The organism is Bradyrhizobium sp. Kon10, assembly GCF_055807395.1.
Genome location: NZ_JBVVOZ010000041.1, coordinates 32,754 through 54,617 on the forward strand (window position 1 = coordinate 32,754; position 21,864 = coordinate 54,617).

Genomic DNA, 21,864 nt, shown 5'->3' on the forward strand with positions numbered 1-21,864 from the left:
TGATTTTCCCCGTCCGAAGCACGATATCCGGGCCAGCAAAATCCCGTCAGACGAGTTCGAGAAAGTAGTCGATGACCGATCGAGACCGGCAACCTGAAGACACGGCCGCTGCGACCGGCGAGCCCGTGGTGTCGAAGCCCTACATCATGCCCGACGATCCGGAGCCCGGCTCGGTCGAACTGCTGCAGAAGGAAGCCGCCGAGGCGCGCGACCGCATGCTGCGGACGCTGGCCGAGATGGAAAATCTGCGCAAGCGCACAAGCAAGGAAGTCGCCGATTCCAAGCTCTACGGCATCACCGGCTTTGCCCGTGACGTGCTCGACATCGCCGACAACCTCCAGCGCGCGCTCGATGCCGTTCCGGCGGAAGCGCGGGCCAATGCCGATGCCGGCCTGAAGGGGCTGATCGAGGGCGTCGAGCTCACCGAGCGCTCGCTGCTCAACGCGCTGGAAAAGCACGGCGTGAAGAAATTCGATCCGCAGGGCCAGAAGTTCGACCCGAACTTCCAGCAGGCAATGTTCGAAGTGCCCGATCCGTCGGTGCCGGCAGGCACCGTGGTGCAGGTCATGCAGGCCGGCTACACCATCGGCGAGCGCGTGCTGCGTCCGGCGCTGGTCGGCGTCGCCAAGGGCGGCGCGAAGGCCGCGCCCGCGGCCAACAGCAATGAGTCGAACGGCGCGGCCAATTAGCTCTCCGACCCTCATGGTGAGGAGCCGCGCCCTTGCGCGGCGTCTCGAACCATGAAGGCCAAGATGTAGCAGCGAGGCCTTCATCCTTCGAGACGCGCGCGAAGAAGCGCGCTCCTCAGGATGAGGATTTGGCAGTTCGATCCCGCCTTTTACGCGCTCACCGCGATATCCGCAGACTGGATCCGCTTCACGCCGGCCTTGGCCATATCGGCCCAGGCTTTTGCCAGCGAGCCCTGATTGTCGATGCCGCGGCAGCCGTCTTCCACGACATAGACCTCGAAGCCCGCCTTGCGCGCATCGAGCGCGGTCCAGGCGACGCAGAAGTCGGTCGCCAGCCCCGCGACGAAGACGCGCTTGATCTTGCGCGCCTTCAGATAGCCGGCGAGACCGGTCGAGGTCTTGCCGTCAGCCTCGAGGAAGGCCGAGTAGCTGTCGACGTCCTTGTGAAAGCCTTTGCGGATGATGAGCTCGGCCTGCGGGATCGAGAGATCCTTCGACAGCGAAGCGCCGTCGGTGCCCTGCACGCAATGGTCGGGCCATAGCACCTGCTTGCCATAGGGCAGGTCGATGGTCTCGAACGGCTTCTTGCCGGAATGCACCGATGCAAACGAGACGTGGCCGGGCGTATGCCAGTCCTGCGTCATCACCACGTTTGCGAATCCCTTGGCCACCTTGTTGATGACCGGCACCACCTGCTCGCCTTCCTTCACCGCGAGGCTGCCGCCCGGAAGGAAGCAGTTTTGCACGTCGATCACGAGCAGCGCGGACGTGTCGTCCGGCTTGATTGAGGCCGCTGCAAAAAGCGCGGTTGGAGCGACGCTCGCGAGTACAGTCGTCCCGAGCACCGCCAAGACTTGTCGCCGATCCAGCATGGTTCGTCTCCCTCCAGGATGATCCAACGGAGAGAAGCCTAGTTCCGTTCGTGTACAAACAAAAGCCCGAAAATACGGCCGGGTCTGATTAGTGGCTGGGCTGCTAGCTCAGCTCGACACGGAGTGTGCGGGGCCGCCTTCGCCTAGCCTTTCGGCTGGATACCGTCGCGCACGGCGCGGAAGCGGGTGAAGGCATCCGACCACTGGTCGCGCGGGGCGCTGGCGATGATGCGCAGCGAGGCGCCGCCGCTCGCGAAGCGGATCCACTGCACCACCGTGACAGCGGTCTTGTCCTTGCCGCTGACGCCATCGATCCGAGTCTCGAAGCCCTGCTGGCCGTTGATGCGGATCGGCTCGGACATGGTGATGCGGGATTCACGCACGCCGGGGATCTGGAGCGCCGCTTCCTGGGCGAAGCGGGCGCGGTCATCCGCCTGCTGCGGTGTCTGGCCGATCAGGCCGAGGATCATGAAGGGCTTCGACTCGTAGCCTGTGCTCTCGTCGCCGTCGGCCAGGATGATGCTGCTCCCGGGCGCCAGCGTGCGGATGTCCTTGAAGTTGGCAAGATCGGTGATCTTGAACGGCATCAACGCGATCTGCTCTTCGGCCGAGACCTGCTTGCGGAGGACGGTGCTCGCAAACATCTGCCGCACCGCCTCGTCGGTGTAGATCTTGGTCGCATTTTCCGGGATCTGCACCGCGACATAGCCGGAGAAGCCCGCACCCGGCACGATCATCGAATAGCGCTTGACCGGGGTCTCGCCGGCCTTGCCGCTTTCGGTGGTGAAATAGGCGAGGCCCGCGGCGGTCTCGATCTTGTCCGGCTTGATGCCGTTCGCTCCGGCCGGATTGGAATTGAAGGCGCTCGCGACCTCGCCATAGGCCGCCGGCGGCAGCTCGGTGACCAGCACCTTGACGGCGCCGTCCTCGCTCTCGAAGCCGGGAAAGGTCTTCGCCGTGTTGAGGCCGATCAGCGGCACCATGCCGAGGCGCAGCCCGGGCGGGAAAACCGCGTCGGCGGCAAGGGCCGGAAATGCCGTGGCAACCAGCAGGGCGAGCGCGGCGAGGGGGCGAATGAGCTTCATGGGCACTCTACTTGGTTCACATTGAGGCCGTTCGATGGTCGGTCATCGGGCCCCTTTGTCGCGTAAGGCAGCCTCGCGCGGGGTGGTCCGGCCGGTCCGCCTTTTAGCGGGTTTGGCCTTGCCGCAACAGGGCGGTGGCGGGGTGCCGGCCGAGGGCGGACCTGTTAATAAATCCTCACCCGCAAGGGCGATTCAGCCCGGATATGTTCTTCCAAAACCCAATGTTTTCGCGGCTCAAACTTGCGTTCGGTCCTTGCGGGCCCCTCCCCCCCTCCTATATGAGCGTCAACCATCGCAATATCGCGAATGTTTGATCTTAGGGGGTTCGGTTCGGGTGCCTTCTGGGCCCAGCCAACCTGCCGCAAAAACAAGGATATCAGGACCATGGGAAAGGTCATTGGGATCGACCTCGGCACCACGAATTCGTGCGTCGCCGTGATGGATGGCAAGAACGCCAAAGTCATCGAGAATTCCGAAGGCATGCGCACGACGCCTTCCATCGTCGCCGTCACGGACGACGGTGAGCGCCTCGTCGGCCAGCCTGCCAAGCGCCAGGCCGTTACCAATCCCGAGCGCACCTTCTTCGCAGTGAAGCGCCTCATCGGCCGCCGCTACGACGATCCGATGGTCGAGAAGGACAAGAAGCTCGTTCCGTACAAGATCGTGAAGGCTTCCAACGGCGATGCCTGGGTCGAGGCCGACGGCCAGACCTACTCGCCCTCGCAGGTCTCGGCGTTCATCCTGCAGAAGATGAAGGAGACGGCGGAAGCCCATCTCGGCCAGAAGGTCGACCAGGCCGTCATCACCGTTCCCGCCTACTTCAACGACGCCCAGCGCCAGGCGACCAAGGACGCCGGCAAGATCGCGGGCCTTGAAGTGCTGCGCATCATCAACGAGCCGACCGCGGCTGCGCTCGCCTATGGTCTGGACAAGACCAAGGCCGGCACGATCGCCGTCTACGACCTCGGCGGCGGCACGTTCGATATTTCCATTCTCGAAATCGGCGACGGCGTGTTCGAGGTGAAGTCGACCAACGGCGACACCTTCCTCGGCGGCGAAGATTTCGACATGCGGCTGGTCGGCTATCTGGCCGACGAGTTCCAGAAGGAGCAGGGCATCAACCTGCGCAACGACAAGCTCGCGTTGCAGCGCCTGAAGGAAGCCGCCGAAAAGGCCAAGATCGAGCTGTCCTCGACCACGCAGACCGAGATCAACCTGCCCTTCATCACCGCGGACCAGACCGGTCCGAAGCATCTGACGATGAAGCTCACCCGCGCCAAGTTCGAGGCCCTGGTCGACGACCTCGTCCAGAAGACGGTCGAGCCGTGCCGCAAGGCGCTGAAGGATGCGGGCCTCACCGCCGCCGAGATTGGCGAAGTGGTGCTGGTCGGCGGCATGTCGCGCATGCCGAAGGTCCAGGAAGTCGTGAAGCAGTTGTTCGGCAAGGAGCCGCACAAGGGCGTCAATCCGGACGAAGTCGTGGCGATCGGTGCCGCGATCCAGGCCGGCGTGCTCCAGGGCGACGTCAAGGACGTGCTGCTGCTCGACGTGACCCCGCTCTCGCTGGGCATCGAGACGCTGGGCGGCGTGTTCACCCGCATCATCGACCGCAACACCACGATCCCGACCAAGAAGAGCCAGGTGTTCTCGACCGCCGAGGACAGCCAGAACGCGGTCACCATCCGCGTCTTCCAGGGCGAGCGTGAAATGGCGGCCGACAACAAGATGCTCGGCCAGTTCGACCTGATGGGCATTCCGCCGGCCCCGCGCGGCATGCCGCAGATCGAGGTGACGTTCGACATCGACGCCAACGGCATCGTCAACGTCTCGGCCAAGGACAAGGCCACCGGCAAGGAGCAGCAGATCCGCATCCAGGCCTCCGGCGGCCTGTCGGAAGCCGATATCGACAAGATGGTCAAGGACGCCGAGGCCAATGCCGCGGCCGACAAGCAGCGCCGCGAGGCGGTCGACGCCAAGAACCACGCCGACGCGCTGGTGCATTCCACCGAGAAGGCGCTGGCCGAGCACGGTTCGAAGGTCGCCGAGACCGAGCGCCGCGCCATCGAGGATGCCGTCAGCGACCTCAAGGAAGCGCTGAAGGGCAACGACGCCGAGGCGATCAAGACCAAGACCAACACGTTGGCCCAGGCTTCGATGAAGCTCGGCGAGGCCATGTACAAGCAGCAGGCCGAGGCCGACGCGGCCAAGGACGCTGCGAAGGACGATGTCGTCGACGCGGAGTTCACCGAGGTCGACGACGACAAGAACAACAAGAAGTCTGCATAAGCCCCAAGAGGGTGATGATGCAGACGGCTTGGACCCGACACGCTTCTTCAGCCTCCCCCTTCGAGGGGGAGGCTTTCGTGTCGGGCTCGACGGGGCTTGCTCCCGTTACGATCGATCAATTTCCAGCTGTTATCGTGAAAGCCGTCGTGCTGCCCTCTGCCGCAAGGCGGAGAGCTGCCTATATCGTCGCGTAGCGACGTTATTTCGCACCGACTTGAATCGCGATTGGATAGACCGAGTTCAACATGTCCACGTCCACCAAGCGCTGCTACTACGAAACCCTCGAAGTCGACCGCTCCGCCGACGATTCCGTATTGAAATCGTCGTTCCGCAAGCTTGCGATGAAATTTCATCCCGATCGCAATCCGGGGGATGACACCAGCGAAGTCCGCTTCAAGGAAATCAACGAGGCCTACGAGGTCCTCAAGGACAAGGACAAGCGCGCGGCCTACGACCGTTTCGGCCATGCGGCGTTCGAGCAGGGTGGTCCGGGTGGCGGCGCCGGCTTCGGTGCGGGCTTCGCCTCCTCCTTCTCCGACATTTTCGAAGACCTGTTCGGCATGGCCGGGCAGCGCGGTCGTGGCGGCCGCGAGCGCGGTGCCGACCTGCGCTACAACATGGAAATCACGCTCGAGGAAGCCTTTGGCGGCAAGACCGCGCAGATCGAGATTCCGGTCTCGGTCACCTGCGAGGCCTGCTCGGGCATCGGTGCCAAGGCCGGCACCAAGCCGAAGGCCTGCTCGACCTGCGGCGGCGCCGGCCGCGTGCGGCAGTCGCAGGGCTTCTTCACGCTGGAGCGGACCTGTCCGGGCTGCCAGGGCCGCGGCCAGATGATCGAGGACGCCTGCCCGTCCTGCTCGGGCCAGGGCCGCGTCACCCGCGAGCGGAGTCTGTCCGTCAACATCCCCGCGGGCGTCGAGGATGGCACGCGGATCAGGCTCGCCGGCGAAGGCGAGGCCGGGGTCCGCGGCGGCCCGCCCGGCGACCTCTACATCTTCCTGTCGCTGGCCCAGCACCAGTTCTTCCAGCGCGACGGCGCCGATTTGCATTGTCGTGTGCCGATCTCGATGGTGACCGCAGCCCTTGGCGGCGAATTCGAGGTGCCGACCATCGACAAGGGCAAGGCCAAGGTGAAGGTCCCCGCCGGGACCCAGTCGGCCCGCCGATTCCGCATCGCGTCAAAAGGCATGCCGGTGCTGCGCTCGCGCCAGATGGGCGACATGTACGTCCAGGTCGTGGTCGAGACCCCGCAGAACCTCACCAAGAAGCAGCAGGAATTGCTGGCCGAATTCGAAAAACTCTCCTCCGGCAACACCCAGCCGGAATCCGAGGGCTTCTTCACCAAGGTCAAGGATTTCTTCGGCAATCGGGCGAATTGACCCGGCTTGACCGTATCGTCTTCGGCCTATACCTGTTTATGACCATTTTCTGACACGCCGCGGTCACGCGGTCCCGGCCGGTCCTGACATGCCATTGCCATCGTCCGCGCGTGCGTTGAAGAAGCCCCGTCTTGATGACGAGGTGCGCTTTCTGAGATCGTGGATCGAAAAGCCCCTCCACATGGGCGCGGTGATGCCGTCCGGAAAACTCTTGGCCCGGACCATGGCCCATTATGTCGACATCGATTCGGACGCTCCGGTGGTCGAGCTTGGGCCCGGCACCGGCGCAATCACGTCGGCGCTGGTTGAGCGCGGCGTCGACCAGAAGCGTCTCGTTCTCGTCGAATATAATCCCGGCTTCTGCGCGCTGCTGCGCGATCGCTATCCGCAGGCCAAGGTGGTGCAGGGCGATGCCTATCGTCTGCGCGACACGCTCTGGAACGTGCTGAGCGCGCCGGCCGCCGCGGTGGTCTCCGGTCTGCCGCTGGTGACAAAACCGATGCTGACGCGGCTGCGGCTGATCCGCGATGCCTTCACGGCACTCGCGCCCGGCGCACCCTTCGTCCAGTTTACCTATGCGGTGGTGCCGCCGATCCCGAAATCGCTGCCCGGCGTATCCACAGAGGCTTCGGAACGGATCTGGATGAACCTTCCGCCGGCCCGCGTCTGGGTGTATCGCAAGGATTAATTCCGCCGGCTTCCTTCTTTGCGCGGCGGCCTCGTTTCGCCAATGCATTGGATCGGATGCCCTCACCGAAGATCCTGGTCATTCCCGGCTCGCTTCGCACCGGCTCGCACAATGCGAAGCTGGCGGCGGTGGCCGTCTCCGAATTTGCCCAGGTCGGCGTCGACGTCTCCCGCATCTCGCTCGCCGATTTCCCGCTGCCGATCTACGACGGCGATCTCCAGGCCAAATCCGGCGTGCCGAAGCACGCCATCAATCTCAAGCGCATGATCGGCGCGCATCATGGCGTGTTGATCGTCTCGCCCGAATACAATGCCTCGGTGCCGCCGCTGCTGAAGAACGCGATCGACTGGGTCAGCCGCGTGCATGAGCTGAACGAGGCGCGCGGCGAGGTGTTCCGCAACCGAATCTTCGCACTCGCGGGCGCCTCGCAGAGCCGGCTTGGTGCAGCCCGCGCGCTCCAGTCGCTGCGGCTGATCCTGACCTCCTGCCACGCCAATGTGATCGCCAGCCAGCTCACGCTCGGCTTTGCCGATCAAGCCTATGACGATATGGACAGGCTGAAGCATCAGGGTGATATCGACGCCATGAAGGAGATGGTGCGGCAGCTGATCGACGTTTCCCAACGCATGATGTGAGGTGACATGACGCCAGCCGAAATCGCCCCGAAAGACCGCCTGATCGTCGCGCTCGATCTGCCGAGCCTTGATGCCGCGGAGGCGATGATTGCGAGGCTCGGCGACAGTGTGACGTTCTACAAGATCGGTTATCAGCTCGCCTATGCCGGCGGCCTGCCGCTGATCGGCAAGCTCGCCGACAAGGGCAAGAAGGTGTTTGCCGATCTCAAGATGCACGACATCGGCAACACGGTGACGCGGGGGGTCGAGAGCGTTGCCAGGCTGGGTGCGACCTTCCTCACCGTGCATGCCTATCCGCAGACCATGAAAGGCGCCGTCGAGGGCCGCGGCAGCGCCGGCCTGAAGATCCTCGCCGTCACGGTGCTGACCTCCTACAACGATGACGATCTGCATGCGGCCGGCTATCGGCTCGGCGTGTCGGAGCTGGTCGAGGCGCGCGCGCGGCAGGCACAGGGGCTTGGTGTCGACGGTCTCGTCTGCTCGCCGGAAGAGGTGGGCGCCTTGCGCAAAATCGTCGGCCACCAGATGAGTCTCGTCACCCCCGGCATCCGGCCGGCGGGCGCGCCAACCGGCGATCAGAAACGCATCATGACGCCGGGCCGCGCGATCGCGGCTGGCGCCGACTATCTTGTCGTCGGCCGGCCAGTGGTGGAGGCCACTGATCCCAAGGCAATGGCTGAATCCATCCAGGCCGAGATCGCGCAGGCGCTCGGTTAACCTAGCTGATCAAAAAAGGGAGAAGAACAATGGCAAAAGGCTACTGGATCGGACGCGTCGACGTGAGCAATGACGAAGGCTACAAGCCCTACGCCGTCGCAAATGGTCCGATCTTCAAGAAATGGGGTGGCCGCTTCGTCGTCCGCGCCGGCAAGTTCACCACCGTCGAGGGCCAGAGCCGCACCCGCAACGTCGTGATCGAATTTCCGGACTACCAGACCGCGATCGCCTGCTACAACTCGCCGGAATACCAGGCCAACATCAAGGTGCGCCAGCCGCACTCGGTGGCCGACCTCATCATCATCGAAGGCTATGACGGCCCGCAGCCGTCGGACGGCTGAGGCGCGATCTGCGCGCCTCGTCCTTCGAGACGACCGCTCTGCGGTCTCCTCAGGATGAGGCTAAGCAGCATCGGCACCCGTCCAATTTGCTGCCCCGTGCTCCGACCTCATCCTGAGGGCCCGCCGTAGGCGGGCGTCTCGAAGGATGGCCGCAAGCGACCGCCCGACCCCCCTCGGTTGCCGGAACTGCATCCCGCCGCTACAACGCAGCTGAGAGGATCACACCATGTCCGAGATGCGCTTGATTGTTGCGGGAGCCGGCGGCCGGATGGGCCGCGCGCTGACACGGGCGATTGCCGACACCGACGGTGCGGTGGTCGCCGGTGCGCTGGAGGCGCCGGGCTCGGAGCTGCTTGGCAAGGATGCCGGCGTGCTCGCCGGCCTGCCAGCCAACGGCATCAAGCTGTCCGCCGATCTCTGGGCGATGTCGAAGGATGCCGACGGCATTCTGGATTTCACCGTGCCGGCGGCGACCATCGCCAATGTCGCGATCGCGGCCGAGCGGGGTCTCGTCCATGTCATCGGCACCACCGGCCTGTCGGCCTCAGACAATGCCGTGATCAAGAGCGTGACCAACCGTGCCGTCGTGGTGCAGTCCGGCAATATGAGCCTCGGCGTCAATCTGCTGGCCGCAATCGTCAAGCGCGTCGCCAAGGCGCTCGACGACAGTTTTGACATCGAAATCGTCGAAGCCCACCACCGCATGAAGGTCGACGCGCCCTCGGGCACTGCGCTGATGCTGGGCCAGGCGGCGGCCGCCGGCCGCGGCATCTCGCTTGAGGAGCACGCGGCGCGCGGCCGCGACGGCATCACCGGCGCGCGCCGGCCCGGCGACATCGGGTTTGCTTCCGTGCGCGGCGGCACCGTCGCCGGCGAGCACAGCGTGACCTTCCTCGGTCCGTTCGAGCGGCTGACGCTGTCGCATCTCGCCGAAGACCGCATGCTGTTCGCCCATGGGGCGCTGAAGGCGGCGCTGTGGGCGCACGGCAAGCAGCCGGGGCACTACTCCATGGCCGACGTGCTCGGCCTCGCGGATATCTGAATGAGCCAGGGCATGATCCGGAAACGTCTGAAGCGGTTTCCGGCACGATCATGCTCAAGCAATAACTGAGCGGAAAGCAGTCAATGAGCGAACGTCTTCTCGTGCTCGTGCGCCACGGCCAGAGCGAATGGAATCTGAAGAACCTTTTCACCGGCTGGAAGGATCCGGATCTCACCGAGCTCGGCGTCACCGAAGCTAGGGAAGCCGGCCGCAAGCTGAAGGCGCACGGCCTTGTGTTCGACGTCGCCTACACCTCGGTGCTCACGCGCGCGCAGCACACGCTTGATCTCATTCTCGGCGAACTCGACCAGAAGGGCCTGCCGACAGCGAAGAACCTCGCGCTGAACGAGCGCGACTACGGCGATCTCTCCGGCCTCAACAAGGACGACGCCCGCAAGAAATGGGGCGAAGACCAAGTATTGGTCTGGCGCCGCTCCTACGACGTCCCGCCGCCCGGCGGCGAAAGCCTGAAGGATACACTCGCGCGCGCGCTGCCTTATTACGTTCAGGAGATCCTGCCCGGCGTTCTCAACGGCAAGCGCACGCTGGTCGCCGCCCACGGCAACTCGCTGCGCGCGTTGATCATGGTGCTGGAAAAACTTTCGCCCGAAGGCATCCTGAAGCGCGAGCTCGCAACCGGTGTGCCGATCATCTACCGACTGAACGCGGATTCGACGGTGGCCTCGAAGCTGGATCTGGCGGGGTAGGTTTCGCCACACGGGCAGAGCCGTAGGGTGGGCAAAGCAAAGCGTGCCCACCATGCATCCACACTCGCTGAACGATGGTGGGCACGGCGCGCGAAGAGCGCGCCTTTGCCCGCCCTACGGCACCTCACCTACTGCATCCCCAGCTGCCCGGCTTCCCAGCCCAGCATCGCCTGCTTGCGGGTGATGCCCCAGTGATAGCCGGTGAGCGTGCCGCTCTTGCCGAGTGCGCGATGGCAGGGCACCACGAACGACACCGGGTTCTTGCCGACCGCAGCACCGACCGCGCGCGAGGCTTTTGGGCTGTTGATGTTGCAGGCGATGTCGGAATAGGACACCGCGCGCCCCATCGGGATTTTCAACAGGGTTTCCCACACCCGCACCTCGAAGTCCGTGCCGATCATCACCACGCGCAACGGCTGATCCGGCCGCCACAGTCGGGTGTCGAAGATGCGCTGCGCGAGCGGCGCCGTGCCTTCGTGATCCTCAACATAGGTCGCATTCCGCCAGCGTCGCGTCATGTCGGCGAGCGCGATCTTCTCCTCACCGGGGTCGGCGAAGGCAAGCCCAGACAAGCCGCGATCGGTCGCGATCACGATTGCGGTGCCGAACGGCGAGGGATGAAAGCCGTAACGCAAGGTGAGGCCAGCGCCGCCGTTCTTCCATTCGCCCGGCGACATCGCTTCGTGGGTGACGAACAGATCGTGCAGCCGGCCCGGGCCCGACAGGCCAGAGTCGAGCGCGGCATCCAGGATACTCGCCGAATCCCTGAGCAGCCCTTTGGCGTGGTCGAGGGTCAGCGCCTGCATGAAGGCCTTTGGCGTGATCGAGGCCCAGCGGCGGAACAAATGGTGCAACTCATCCGGGGTGACGCCGGCCGCATCGGCCATCGCCTCGATGGTCGGCTGCGCGCGCCAGTTCTCGGAGATGAAGGCGATCGCCCGGCGCACCGAATCATAGTCGCGCAACGCGGCGTTCTGGGTGCCCGGCTTGGCCAGGCGTTGATCATGTATGGCGAGTGTCATCATGACCGGAAATGTAGGAGAGGCGGCGAGGCGAAACCACCCGTTTTCCGACCCGGGCTCAGGAGACCGGGTTGTAGATCGGGCCGCGCTTCGCGGCGTTGAGTGCTTCAATCAAGGCCTTGTAAAAGCTTGCCTTTTCCTCGGGTCCCAAAAAACCGGCGATCTGGATCCGGCGGCCGCGCGAGATCAGATAGAGATGCTCAATGCCGTATTCCTCGTCGATCTCGTGATCGAGGCGGACCCAGAGCGGGTTGAAGGTCCACTCGGCGACCTGGCCACGATGGCTCACCCGGCGAACGCGCAGCTCGGACGGCGTAACCACGATTTCCTCGCTGGCGCGTGCGCTGCGGAAATTGACCTTGAAAGCCCACCAGACCACCAGCACGTCGAGCCCGAAGAAGCCGAGCACCGGCCAGGCCCCCATCATCATGAACGCGATGCCGGTGACAAAGCTGACCACGCTCAAGAACAGCATCACGGCAAGAAAGCCGGTGCGGTTCAGCGAGCGGTGCGGCGTCAGCCGCGCCGAGAGGATCTGAACCTCGCGCGGACCCTCAGAGCCTTGGCCGAAAGAGCCTTGGCCGGATTCTTGGCCAGATGCTTGGCGCTCAAATTCATTGGCTGTGCTCATCGTCCCTCAGTATATCCCGATCATGGCGAAAATCATCCGCAAGCCGGTCCCGCGCAAAGCGGCGGTCCCGAAGAAAAAGGCAAAGCCGGCTGTCGCGAAGCCGAAGGCGGCCGCGAAGAAATCCCTCAAGGCGACCAAACCTTGGACTCGGGCCGAAATTCACGAGGCCTTCAGCCGGTTTCGCAAAGCCAATCCGGAGCCGAAGGGGGAGCTCGAGCACATCAATCCCTTCACGCTGCTGGTTGCCGTGGTGCTGTCGGCCCAGGCAACCGATGCCGGGGTCAACAAGGCCACACGCGCATTGTTCGAGGTCGCCGATACGCCGCAGAAGATGCTCGACCTCGGCGAGGAGCGCTTGCGCGAGTACATCAAGACCATCGGGCTTTATCGCACCAAGGCCAGGAACGTGATCGCGCTGTCGGCCAAGCTGCTCGGCGAATTCGGCGGCGAGGTGCCGCGCACGCGCGCCGAGATCGAGTCATTGCCCGGCGCGGGGCGCAAGACCGCCAATGTCGTGCTCAACATGGCTTTTGGCGAGCACACCATGGCGGTCGACACGCATGTGTTCCGGGTCGGCAACCGCACCGGGCTTGCACCCGGCAAGACGCCGCTGGAGGTCGAGCTCGGCCTGGAAAAGATCATCCCGGCCGAATTCATGCTGCATGCACATCACTGGCTGATCCTGCATGGCCGCTATACCTGTCTCGCGCGCAAGCCGCGCTGCGAGGTCTGCCTGATTAACGATCTTTGCAGGTGGCCGGAGAAGACGGTCTGACGCCCTATTCGCCGCTGAGGAGAGGCGTAAGAGCGCCTACGCCGCCTTCGCTGCACTCACGCCCGGCAAGCCCGCGCGCGCGACGCCACCGTAGAGCTGCTCGTCCGGCATCTCCTCGCGCAAGATCTTGCGCACCGCGATCAGCTTCTCGAGATCGATGCCCGTGGCAAAACCCTTGCTCTCGCACAGGAACACCAGATCCTCGAACACGACGTTGCCGGTCGCGCCGGGCGCGAAGGGGCAGCCGCCGAGGCCGCCGAGCGAGCCGTCGAGGATGCGGACACCTTCGTCCAGCGCGGCTGACGCGTTCACAATTCCCATGCCGCGGGTATCATGAAGATGGATGCAGATCGGCTTCGACCCCGCGAGATTGACAGCGGCGCGCGACAATTCGGCCACCTGCTTCGGGCCGGCATAACCGACGGTGTCGGCGATCGCGACGAAATCGACGCCCGCTTCGAGGCACTTGTCGACCAGACGCAGCACCTCGGCAGGGTCAACCGCGCCGGTGATCGAGCAGCCCAGCGCCATCGAGATCGCGGCGTTGACGAGCGGCTTGTGCGCGCTGGCATCGCGCATCTCGCAGAGGCGTTTCACATTGGCAATCGCGGAGTCGCGCGAACGATGCGCATTGGCCTGGCTGTGCTCTTCCGTGGCCGAGACCACCGAGGCGATTTCGCCGACGCCGGATTCGAGGGCTTCATTGACGCCGCGCTCGTTGAGCGCAAGCGCGATGCCATGGGCCCCACGCAGGCTTGCCACTGTCGCGATGACGTCGCGAACGTCCGCGAATTGCGGAAAGGTCTTGGCCGGCAGGAACGAGCCAACCTCGAAATGCCGCACGCCGGCGGCGTATTCCTCGCGCACCCAGCGCTGCTTCGCCTCGGTGGAGGGAAATTTCTTCACGAGCTGGAGCCCGTCGCGCAAACCGACTTCGCGCAGGCTGACGCGGTCCGCGGGGTAAATTGTCTCGATCCGGTTCATGCGCGCCTCCCAGCGGCCTTGGACGTGACGTCGCCATTTTCGATCTCGGCGCGGACTGCCGACGTGTCGGCACCGAGCGGTGCGACCTTCAGACCTTCACCGACATGGCTGCCGTTCCACTCGATCGGCAGCGCCGGCACCCGGAACGGCTTGCCGTCGGCATTGATGTTGTTGACGAGACCGCCCGGCCGCAGCACGTGCGGATCGGTCAGGAGATCCTCGGGACGGTTGATCGGCGAAAAGCAGATGTTGAGCGCGTCGAGCTTTTGCGACAGCTCTCCAACGCTCCGCTGCCGGATGATTTCCGCGACGCGCGGAATGATCCGCGACCGTGCCAGGATGCGGTCGGTCGTGGTGCGCAAGGCCGGATCGTCAAGGTATTCCGCAAGGCCGAACGCATGGCAAAAACTCTGCCAATGGCCTTCGGTGACGACGCCGATGAAGATCCGCCCGCCGTCTGCAACGTCGAAGATGTCGTAGATCGGCCAGGCGTGCTCCCGCTCCGGCATCGAGCGCGGCTTGTTGCCGGTCATCTCATAGTCGACCATATGCTGGGCGACCAGGAACAGGCAGTTCTCGAACAGGCCGATGCGGATGTCGGCGCCTTCGCGTTTTCCCCCGCGCTTCTGGTACAGCGCGGCCAGAATCGCGATCACGCCGAACATGCCGCCCATGATGTCGTTGGCGGAGGAGCCGACGCGCTGGGGCTTCTCTTTCGTGCCGGTCATGGCGGCAAGGCCCGACATCATCTGCACGACCTCGTCGAGCGCAGGGCGATGCTCATAGGGCCCGGACAGAAAACCCTTGTGGCCGGCGATGATCAGGTGCGGATGCCGGTGCCGCAATTCCTCGGCACGCAGCCCCTGCTTCTCGAGCTGGCCGTCGCGAAAATTCTCCAGGAACACGTCCGCGGTTTGCAGCAGCCGGTGCATGGTCTCGCGGTCCTCGGGTCTCTCGAGGTCCAGCACGACGCTGCGCTTGCCGCGGTTGAACAGCGGAAAGAACGCCGTTCCCATGCCGCCAAGGGTGCGGGTCTTGTCACCAGAGGGCGGCTCGACCTTGATCACCTCGGCGCCGAATTGCGCGAGGATCATGCCGCAGGTCGGACCCATGACCATGTGCGTCATCTCGACGACCCGTACGCCCTCGAGCGGCAATCCGGCCTCGGTCATCCGTCTCTCCCTGTTCGTTCGCGAGAAGAGTAGGCCTTCACAAGCCTTCTGAAAAATATAATCTGTCGAAGATTGCCTTCGCAGTTATAGAACGCTTTGCCATGGATTCGCGCCAGCTCCGTTATTTCATTGCCGTCTATGAGCAGCGGAACCTGTCGCGCGCGGCCGACCAGGTCAACGTCGCGCAGTCCGCCCTCAGCCATCATATCTCGAACCTGGAGGCGGAATTCGCAACTCCCCTGTTCGAACGCAAGCCGCGCGGCATGGAACCCACGGCGGCCGGCGAGCGGCTCTATGAACACGCCCGCATCATCCTGCGCGCGATGGCGGAGGCCGAGACCGAGGTGCGCGAAGGCGCCCGCGTCATCGCCGGCGATATCTCGATCGGCATGGCCAACTCCGGCGTCAAGGCGATCGGCGTGGAGCTGATGCGCACCGTGCTCACCAAATATCCCAAGCTCAAGCTGTCGCTCACCGAGAGCCTGTCCGGCGCGACGCTGATGCACCTGATGATCTCCAGCGTCGATCTGGCGCTGGTCTATAATCCGCCGTCGGAGAAGGAGCTGATCACGGAAGCCGTGCTGGAAGAGGAGATGTTCTGCGTCGGCATTCCGAAGCTGGTCGGCAAAGGCAAGGCCCCGATCCGCTTCGAGGAGCTGAGCCGGATGCCGTTGATCCTGCTGCGCTACGGCCTCGGCCTGTCGTCGCGGGCGCTGCTGGATGATCCGGTCCTGCTCAAGCGGCTGGAAGGCAGCGCGATCCTGCACGCCAATTCGATTACGGGCATGACCGGCGTGCTGGTCGAAGGGCTGGGCTGCACCATCGCGACAAAGCTGTTCGCGCGGGAGGAGCTCGCGGCCGGCCGCCTGGTCGCACGCAGGGTGATCGATCCGAAGCTGACCCGCACGCTCTATCTCTGCCGCCTGCGCAACCGCCCGATGACGTATGCGATGGAAGAGATGCGCCGGTTGATGCTCGCGCTGATCGCCGAGCAGGTGCGAAGCGGCGGCTGGCAGGCGACGCTGGCGGGGTGAGGGCGATTAACGTCGCCGCGACCGCGGTGCGCTCCCTCTCCCGCTTGCGGGAGAGGGTTGGGGAGAGGGTATCTCCGCATCGGGATTGTCCCGTTGCGGAGCTAACCCTCACCCGGCGCTACGCGCCGACCTCTCCCGCAAGCGGGAGAGGGAGCGAGTTCGCCGACCGCCGTCCAGCCTCTCATCGGCCGAGTTCGAAATTCTCGAACGCTTCGATCGATATGTTCGTCTGGATTTCTGGCTCGCGTAGGCCAACATGGCGCGGTCCGGCAGAGCCCACCAGCACCACAGAGATGAGCCGCCGGGGAACGCGCGCGATCCGCGCGCCACGGGAGGACATCATGAGCGTTGTCGGTATCGACACAGGCTTTGAGCTCGGCGCTGCGCCATCGGTTCCAGACCAGATCTCGCGACGGCTCGAGGCCATGCCGGCGACGGCCTATGTCTGGCGCCTCGTCGTCCTGCTCTCGCTGGGCGGCTGCTTCGAGATGTACGATTTGTTTCTCACCGCCTACATCGCGCCGGGCCTGAGCCGCAGCGGACTCTTGAGCGCGACGACAACGGCGTTCTTCGGTTTCTCCGGCATCGGCGCCTTCGTCGCCGCGACGTTCGCCGGCCTGTTCGTCGGCACCTTCTTCCTCGGCTTTCTCGCCGACCGCTTCGGCCGGCGTGCGATCTTCACCTCAGCCCTGCTCGGCTACACCGCGGCGTCGGTGGTGATGGCCTGCCAGACCTCCTCGGAAGGCCTGCTGCTCTGGCGCTTCCTCGCCGGCATCGGCATCGGCGTCGAGGTCATCACCATCGACGCCTACATCACCGAGCTGGTGCCGAGCCGGATGCGCGGACGCGCCTTTGCGGTGAACCAGTCGATCATGTTCGTTGCGGTGCCGGTCGTCGCCTTTCTCGCCTGGTGGCTGGTGCCGCTCGCGCCCTACGGCGTCGAGGGCTGGCGCTGGGTGGTGCTGATCGGCGCCGCCGCCAGCATGATCATCTGGGTGGTGAGATTGTTCCTGCCCGAAAGCCCGCTCTGGCTCGCGCGCCATGGCCGCACCGAGGAGGCTTTTGCGATCGTGACGATGCTGGAGGCCGCCGGCGGTGGCACGGGCGCACCTGCCGCGCCATCGTCTGCACGCGCGGCGGCACAATCGGCCGCACGCGTCAGCTTCGCCGATCTGTTCAGGCCGCCTTATCTCTCGCTCGTCGTCCTCTTCATGGTGTTCAACCTGTGCCAGGCCTTCGGCTTCTACGGCTTTGCCAATTGGGTGCCGACACTGCTGGTGGAGAAGGGCATCACCGTTACCAAGAGCCTGCAATATTCCTTCATCGTCGCCTTCGCCTATCCGATCGCGCCGCTGCTCGCGGCCAGCTTTGCCGACAAGTTCGAGCGCCGATGGATCATTGCCGGCGCTTGCATCGCCATCATCATTTTCGGCATGGCGTTCGCGCAATTGACCGAGCCTGGACTGCTGATCGTCTGTGGCGTGCTGCTGACCGCCTGCAACACCACGATGTCCTACGCCTATCACGCCTATCAGACCGAGGTGTTTCCGACGCAGATCCGGGCGCGGGCTTCCGGCCTGGTCTATTCGATGAGCCGGCTCAGCGCGACGTTCTCGGGCTTCATCGTCGCCTACATGCTGAAGGAGGCCGGCGTCACCGGCGTGTTTGGCCTGATCACCGCGGCGATGCTGATCGTGGTGATCGCGATGACGCTGTTCGGCCCGAACGTACGCGGCAAGCCGCTGGACACGGTGTAGCTCCGGTCTCTTCCCCCGTCATTGCGAGCGGAGCGAAGCAATCCAGTCTGCCTCCGCGGTGAGACTCCTGGATTGCTTCGCTTCGCTCGCGATGACGGAGAGGAGGGGGCTTCAGCGAATATAGCTCTCACCCTGATCGCGAAGACAGCCCCTCATCCCACCCCGCGGCGGAGCCCTGAGCCGCAGCGAGACAAGGTCAGCCTCCCTTGCCGAAGCAGCTCGGGGTGTCTACCTCTCGCGGGTATTCGTGAGAGGGTGTTCCATGCTGGATGCCGCCGTGAAGGCGCTGTCGCAAATGATGTCGCCGCCGATGCGCTCGATCCTGTGGCGGTCGATCGGTGTCGCCTTGGTGCTGATTATCGTGTTGGCGATCGGATTGCAGCGGCTGTTGAGCTGGTTTGCCACCTACGGCGAGGTCTGGCTCGAGGGCCTGCTCGGGCCAGGCTGGCACGCCTCGCTCGAGGTTCTGGCCTGGATCGTCTCGATCGCGGCGGGGCTTGGCGTCGTGTTCGGCAGTGTTTTCCTGATGCCCGCGATCACCTCGCTGGTGGCGAGCCTGTTCGTCGACGACGTCGCCGATATCGTCGAGCGCGAATATTATCCCGCCGAGCGGCCCGGCGTTGCGCTGCCCTTCAATCAGGCGATCTACGAGGGCGTCAAGGCCGCGCTGTTGACGATCGTGGTTTATCTGATCGCGCTGCCCTTCGTATTCCTGGCCGGCGCTGGCTTTCTGATCTTCTTCCTCGCCGCCGCCTGGCTGCTGGGCCGAGAATATTTCGAGCTCGCGGCAATGCGCTTCCGCTCGCCGCAGGAAGCCAAGGCGATGCGGCGCGACAACGCCGCGACCATCTTCACCGCCGGCCTGATCATCGCGGCCTTCGTCTCGATCCCGATCGTGAATTTGGCGACGCCGATCTTCGGCATGGCCTTCATGGTCCACATGCACAAGCGCCTGTCCGGATCGCGGCCCGAGCTGATCGAGCCGGCGCGGCAGATGCGGTGAGTTCGCGTGCCGTCCGTGTCCGCTGAACGGTAGCCCGGATGGAGCGAAGCGCAATCCGGCACAGTGCCCGATAGGTTGGCAGAACCCGGATCTCGCTCCGCTCCATCCGGGCTACGCAGATCCCTGGATCGTCACAGCCGCGTTGCGCGCAGCCGCAGCGCGTTGCCGACCACGCTCACCGAGGACAGCGCCATCGCGGCGGCGGCGATGATCGGCGACAGCAGCACGCCGAAGGCCGGATAGAGGATGCCGGCCGCGATCGGAATCCCCGCGGCATTGTAGATGAAGGCGAAGAACAGGTTTTGGCGGATGTTGCTCATGGTCGCCTGCGACAGCTTCCGCGCGCGCACGATGCCGGTGAGGTCGCCCCTGAGCAGGGTGACGCCGGCGCTCTCCATCGCCACGTCGGTGCCGGTGCCCATCGCGATGCCGACCTCGGCCGCCGCCAGCGCCGGCGCGTCGTTGACGCCGTCGCCGGCCATGGCGACGCTGCGGCCGGCCTTTTGCAGCTTGGTCACCACCGCGCTCTTCTGGTCCGGCAGCACCTCAGCCTCGACATCGGCAATGCCGAGACGGCGCGCGACGGCGTCCGCCGTGGTGCGGTTATCCCCGGTCAGCATGATCACCTTGATGCCCTCGGCCGCAAGCGCCTTCATCGCCTCCGGTGTCGAAGCCTTGACCGGATCGGCGATCGCGAACAGGCCGGCGATCGCGCCGTCGATGGCCATGTTGATGACGGTGGCGCCATCGCCGCGCAGGCGTTCGGCCTCGTCGTCGAGCGCCTTGGTCTCAATCCCGATCGACGACAGATATCTCGCATTGCCGAGCACAATGGTCTTGCCGTCGACCTTGCCGGTGGCGCCCTTGCCGGTGGGCGAGTCGAACTGCTCGACCTCGGCCAGTGTGAGCTGCTTCTCCTTTGCCGCACGCACGATGGCGTCGGCCAGCGGATGCTCGCTGGCGCGCTCGACGCTGGCCGCCAACCGAAGGATGTCGTCCGCCGCAAAGCCCGCGGCCGGGACAATCGACACCACCTTGGGCTTGCCCTCGGTCAGCGTGCCCGTCTTGTCGACCACGAGCGTGTCGATCTTCTCCATCCGCTCCAAAGCTTCGGCGTTCTTGATCAGGACGCCGGCCTGCGCGCCGCGGCCGACGCCGACCATGATCGACATCGGGGTGGCGAGCCCCAGCGCGCAGGGGCAGGCGATGATCAGCACGCTGACAGCGGCGACGAGGCCGAAGGCGAGCCGCGGCTCCGGCCCGAACCAGGCCCAGGCCGCAAAAGCGATGATGGCCACCAGGATGACCGTCGGCACGAACCAGCCGGCGACCTGGTCGGCCAGCCGCTGGATCGGCGCGCGCGAGCGCTGTGCGTCGGCAACCATCTGCACGATCTGCGACAGCAGCGTCTCCCGCCCGACCTTGTCGGCACGCATGATGAAGCTGCCGGACTGATTGAGCGTGCCGGCGATCACTTTTGCGTCGGTCTCCTTGGTGACCGGCATGGATTCGCCGGTCACGAGGGACTCGTCGAGCGAGGAGCGGCCCTCGAGAATGACGCCGTCGACCGGGACCTTCTCGCCGGGACGCACCCGCAGGCGGTCGCCGGCATGGAGTGAATCGATGTCGACCTCGTGCTCGCTGCCATCGGCCTCGACGCGGCGCGCAGTCTTTGGTGCGAGCTGCAACAGCGCCTTGATCGCGCCCGACGTCGCATCGCGGGCGCGCAGCTCCAGCACCTGGCCGAGCAGCACCAGCACCGTGATCACGGCCGCGGCCTCGAAATAGACGGCAACCGCGCCTTCGTGGCCGCGGAAGGTCGCGGGGAAAATCTGCGGAGCGACGGTGCCGATCAGGCTGTAGACATAAGCGACACCCGTGCCCATCGCGATCAGCGTGAACATGTTGAGGTTGCGCGTGACCAGCGATTGCCAGCCCCGCACGAAGAACGGCCAGCCGGCCCAGGCCACAACGGGCGTCGCGAACATGAGCTGGATCCAGTTCGACAGTGTCGGGTCGATCCAATTGTGCAGGCCGGCGAGATGGCCGCCCATTTCCAGCACCACCGGCGGCAAGGCCAGTGCACCGCCGATCCAGAACCGCCGCGTCATGTCGGCGAGCTCGGGATTGGGTCCGCTCTCCAGGCTCGCGACCTCGGGCTCCAGCGCCATGCCGCAGATCGGGCAGGTTCCCGGTCCGACCTGGCGGATCTGTGGGTGCATCGGGCAGGTGTAGATGGCGCCTGCGGGCAGCGCCGGCTCGGGCGCGTTCTCCTTGCCGAGATATTTCGCGGGATCGGCGGCGAATTTGCTGCGGCAGCCCGCCGAGCAGAAATGGAACGTCTCGCCGTGATGCTCGAAGCGATGCCTGGATGTCGCCGGATCGACCGTCATGCCACAGACGGGATCGCGGACCTTCGTTGGCGCCTGGCCATGGTCATGTGCGTGATCACCATGTCCTCCACAGCAAGACGCAGCCGCAGGCTTGGCAGCGGGCGCTGCCGCATCGGCGGAACAGCCGCATCCGGAATGAGTTTCCGCCTGATGATGATGCTCGTGTTCTGCGTCCTTCATTGCCATGCTCCGGCCTTGCAACGTATACCCTAGGGGGGTATATAGAGCGCATGCGCAAGGACATCAAGGCATCCGTCGGAAAACGTCTCGGCCGGATCGAGGGCCAGGTTCGCGGTCTCTCGAAAATGGTCGAGGACGACCGTTATTGCATCGACATCGTCACGCAGATCTCGGCAGTGCGTGCCGCATTGCGCCGGGTCGAGGAAGAGATTTTGAAAGACCACGTCGCCCATTGCGTCGAGCACGCGATCGCCAGCGGCGACAAGGCGGACCAGCGCGAGAAGATCGCGGAGCTGATGGCGGTGATCGGGCGGGCGGAGCGGTAAGCACTTCGCCATTGCGAGTGCAGCGAAGCAATCCATGCTGCCGCCGCGGAGGGATTCTGGATTGCTTCGCTGCGCTAGGAAGAAACAGGTAATGGTTTAGCGTCAGGCGGCCTCCGCGATGGGCTGGAGTTGAACGGTGAAGCCAA

Annotated in this window: 21 protein-coding genes; 14 read left to right on the forward strand and 7 right to left on the reverse strand. The window is 64.8% G+C overall.

Translation table 11 applies throughout. From position 1 onward, the window contains the following. Nucleotides 1-71: 71 nt before the first annotated feature. Entirely contained in the window at nt 72-689 is a 618-nt protein-coding gene (grpE, locus tag AC0L2O_RS32600; RefSeq protein ID WP_473372652.1) for a nucleotide exchange factor GrpE, read from the forward strand. 149 nt (nt 690-838) lie between these two features. On the opposite strand, the gene pncA is transcribed toward grpE, so the two are convergent. After that, nucleotides 839-1,561 carry a bifunctional nicotinamidase/pyrazinamidase gene (pncA, locus tag AC0L2O_RS32605; protein WP_369720202.1) on the reverse strand — a complete coding sequence of 241 codons (723 nt, stop codon included), beginning with the start codon at nt 1,559-1,561 and terminating at the stop codon, nt 839-841. A gap of 143 nt (nt 1,562-1,704) precedes the next feature. Continuing rightward, nucleotides 1,705-2,646 carry a hypothetical protein gene (locus AC0L2O_RS32610; protein ID WP_473372653.1) on the reverse strand — a complete coding sequence of 314 codons (942 nt, stop codon included), beginning with the start codon at nt 2,644-2,646 and terminating at the stop codon, nt 1,705-1,707. Between the two features lie 384 nt (nt 2,647-3,030). Between AC0L2O_RS32610 and dnaK the strand changes: the two genes are divergently transcribed. The 8 genes from dnaK to AC0L2O_RS32650 all read left to right on the forward strand — a co-directional run bounded on the left by dnaK (nt 3,031) and on the right by AC0L2O_RS32650 (nt 10,441). After that, nucleotides 3,031-4,932, forward strand: a complete 1,902-nt coding sequence (dnaK, locus tag AC0L2O_RS32615) for a molecular chaperone DnaK (protein WP_369720204.1) — start codon at nt 3,031-3,033, stop codon at nt 4,930-4,932. 245 nt (nt 4,933-5,177) lie between these two features. Next, the gene (dnaJ, locus tag AC0L2O_RS32620) at nt 5,178-6,311 is read left to right on the forward strand and encodes a molecular chaperone DnaJ (RefSeq protein ID WP_369720205.1); all 1,134 of its coding nucleotides are present in this window, start codon (nt 5,178-5,180) and stop codon (nt 6,309-6,311) included. A gap of 88 nt (nt 6,312-6,399) precedes the next feature. Then, nucleotides 6,400-6,999 carry a class I SAM-dependent methyltransferase gene (locus AC0L2O_RS32625; protein ID WP_369720206.1) on the forward strand — a complete coding sequence of 200 codons (600 nt, stop codon included), beginning with the start codon at nt 6,400-6,402 and terminating at the stop codon, nt 6,997-6,999. 56 nt (nt 7,000-7,055) lie between these two features. Further along, the gene (locus AC0L2O_RS32630) at nt 7,056-7,634 is read left to right on the forward strand and encodes an NADPH-dependent FMN reductase (RefSeq protein WP_473372654.1); all 579 of its coding nucleotides are present in this window, start codon (nt 7,056-7,058) and stop codon (nt 7,632-7,634) included. 6 nt (nt 7,635-7,640) lie between these two features. After that, nucleotides 7,641-8,351, forward strand: a complete 711-nt coding sequence (pyrF, locus tag AC0L2O_RS32635; protein ID WP_409191300.1) for an orotidine-5'-phosphate decarboxylase — start codon at nt 7,641-7,643, stop codon at nt 8,349-8,351. Nucleotides 8,352-8,380: 29 nt separating this feature from the next. After that, nucleotides 8,381-8,692 carry a DUF1330 domain-containing protein gene (locus AC0L2O_RS32640; protein WP_369720209.1) on the forward strand — a complete coding sequence of 104 codons (312 nt, stop codon included), beginning with the start codon at nt 8,381-8,383 and terminating at the stop codon, nt 8,690-8,692. Nucleotides 8,693-8,918: 226 nt separating this feature from the next. Continuing rightward, a complete protein-coding gene (gene dapB / locus AC0L2O_RS32645) occupies nt 8,919-9,734 on the forward strand; it encodes a 4-hydroxy-tetrahydrodipicolinate reductase (RefSeq protein ID WP_409191301.1) in 816 nt (271 codons plus the stop codon). Nucleotides 9,735-9,817: 83 nt separating this feature from the next. Further along, on the forward strand, nt 9,818-10,441 hold the full coding sequence (locus AC0L2O_RS32650) for a 2,3-bisphosphoglycerate-dependent phosphoglycerate mutase (protein WP_369720211.1): 624 nt from the start codon (nt 9,818-9,820) through the stop codon (nt 10,439-10,441). 128 nt (nt 10,442-10,569) lie between these two features. Here the strand turns inward: AC0L2O_RS32650 and AC0L2O_RS32655 are convergent, their stop codons facing one another. Both AC0L2O_RS32655 and AC0L2O_RS32660 read right to left on the reverse strand, forming a co-directional pair. Next, entirely contained in the window at nt 10,570-11,466 is an 897-nt protein-coding gene (locus tag AC0L2O_RS32655; protein WP_369720212.1) for a methylated-DNA--[protein]-cysteine S-methyltransferase, read from the reverse strand. Nucleotides 11,467-11,521: 55 nt separating this feature from the next. Then, entirely contained in the window at nt 11,522-12,094 is a 573-nt protein-coding gene (locus AC0L2O_RS32660) for a DUF2244 domain-containing protein (RefSeq protein WP_473372655.1), read from the reverse strand. Nucleotides 12,095-12,116: 22 nt separating this feature from the next. On the opposite strand from AC0L2O_RS32660, the gene nth reads away from it, so the two are divergent. After that, nucleotides 12,117-12,869, forward strand: a complete 753-nt coding sequence (gene nth, locus AC0L2O_RS32665; protein WP_473372656.1) for an endonuclease III — start codon at nt 12,117-12,119, stop codon at nt 12,867-12,869. Between the two features lie 36 nt (nt 12,870-12,905). On the opposite strand, the gene AC0L2O_RS32670 is transcribed toward nth, so the two are convergent. Next, nucleotides 12,906-13,853, reverse strand: a complete 948-nt coding sequence (locus tag AC0L2O_RS32670) for a hydroxymethylglutaryl-CoA lyase (protein ID WP_409191305.1) — start codon at nt 13,851-13,853, stop codon at nt 12,906-12,908. Further along, nucleotides 13,850-15,025 carry a CoA transferase gene (locus AC0L2O_RS32675; protein ID WP_473372657.1) on the reverse strand — a complete coding sequence of 392 codons (1,176 nt, stop codon included), beginning with the start codon at nt 15,023-15,025 and terminating at the stop codon, nt 13,850-13,852. The genes AC0L2O_RS32670 and AC0L2O_RS32675 overlap by 4 nt, the downstream gene beginning before the upstream one ends. A gap of 101 nt (nt 15,026-15,126) precedes the next feature. Between AC0L2O_RS32675 and AC0L2O_RS32680 the strand changes: the two genes are divergently transcribed. From AC0L2O_RS32680 to AC0L2O_RS32690, 3 genes are all read left to right on the forward strand, one after another. Continuing rightward, nucleotides 15,127-16,059, forward strand: a complete 933-nt coding sequence (locus AC0L2O_RS32680) for a LysR family transcriptional regulator (protein ID WP_473372658.1) — start codon at nt 15,127-15,129, stop codon at nt 16,057-16,059. A 341-nt stretch (nt 16,060-16,400) separates the two neighbouring features. Then, nucleotides 16,401-17,816, forward strand: coding sequence for an MFS transporter (locus tag AC0L2O_RS32685; RefSeq protein WP_473372659.1), 1,416 nt, complete (start codon nt 16,401-16,403; stop codon nt 17,814-17,816). A 262-nt stretch (nt 17,817-18,078) separates the two neighbouring features. Further along, entirely contained in the window at nt 18,079-18,819 is a 741-nt protein-coding gene (locus tag AC0L2O_RS32690) for a sulfate transporter family protein (protein ID WP_473372660.1), read from the forward strand. A 131-nt stretch (nt 18,820-18,950) separates the two neighbouring features. Here AC0L2O_RS32690 and AC0L2O_RS32695 read toward each other — a convergent pair whose 3' ends face one another. Continuing rightward, nucleotides 18,951-21,392 (reverse strand): heavy metal translocating P-type ATPase, encoded by a 2,442-nt coding sequence (locus AC0L2O_RS32695; protein ID WP_473372661.1) that lies wholly within the window; start codon nt 21,390-21,392, stop codon nt 18,951-18,953. A gap of 50 nt (nt 21,393-21,442) precedes the next feature. Here AC0L2O_RS32695 and AC0L2O_RS32700 point away from each other — a divergent pair, with 50 nt between their 5' ends. Next, complete coding sequence (locus AC0L2O_RS32700) at nt 21,443-21,718, forward strand: metal-sensitive transcriptional regulator (protein WP_280967463.1); 276 nt, start codon at nt 21,443-21,445, stop codon at nt 21,716-21,718. The last annotated feature ends 146 nt before the right edge of the window (nt 21,719-21,864 follow it).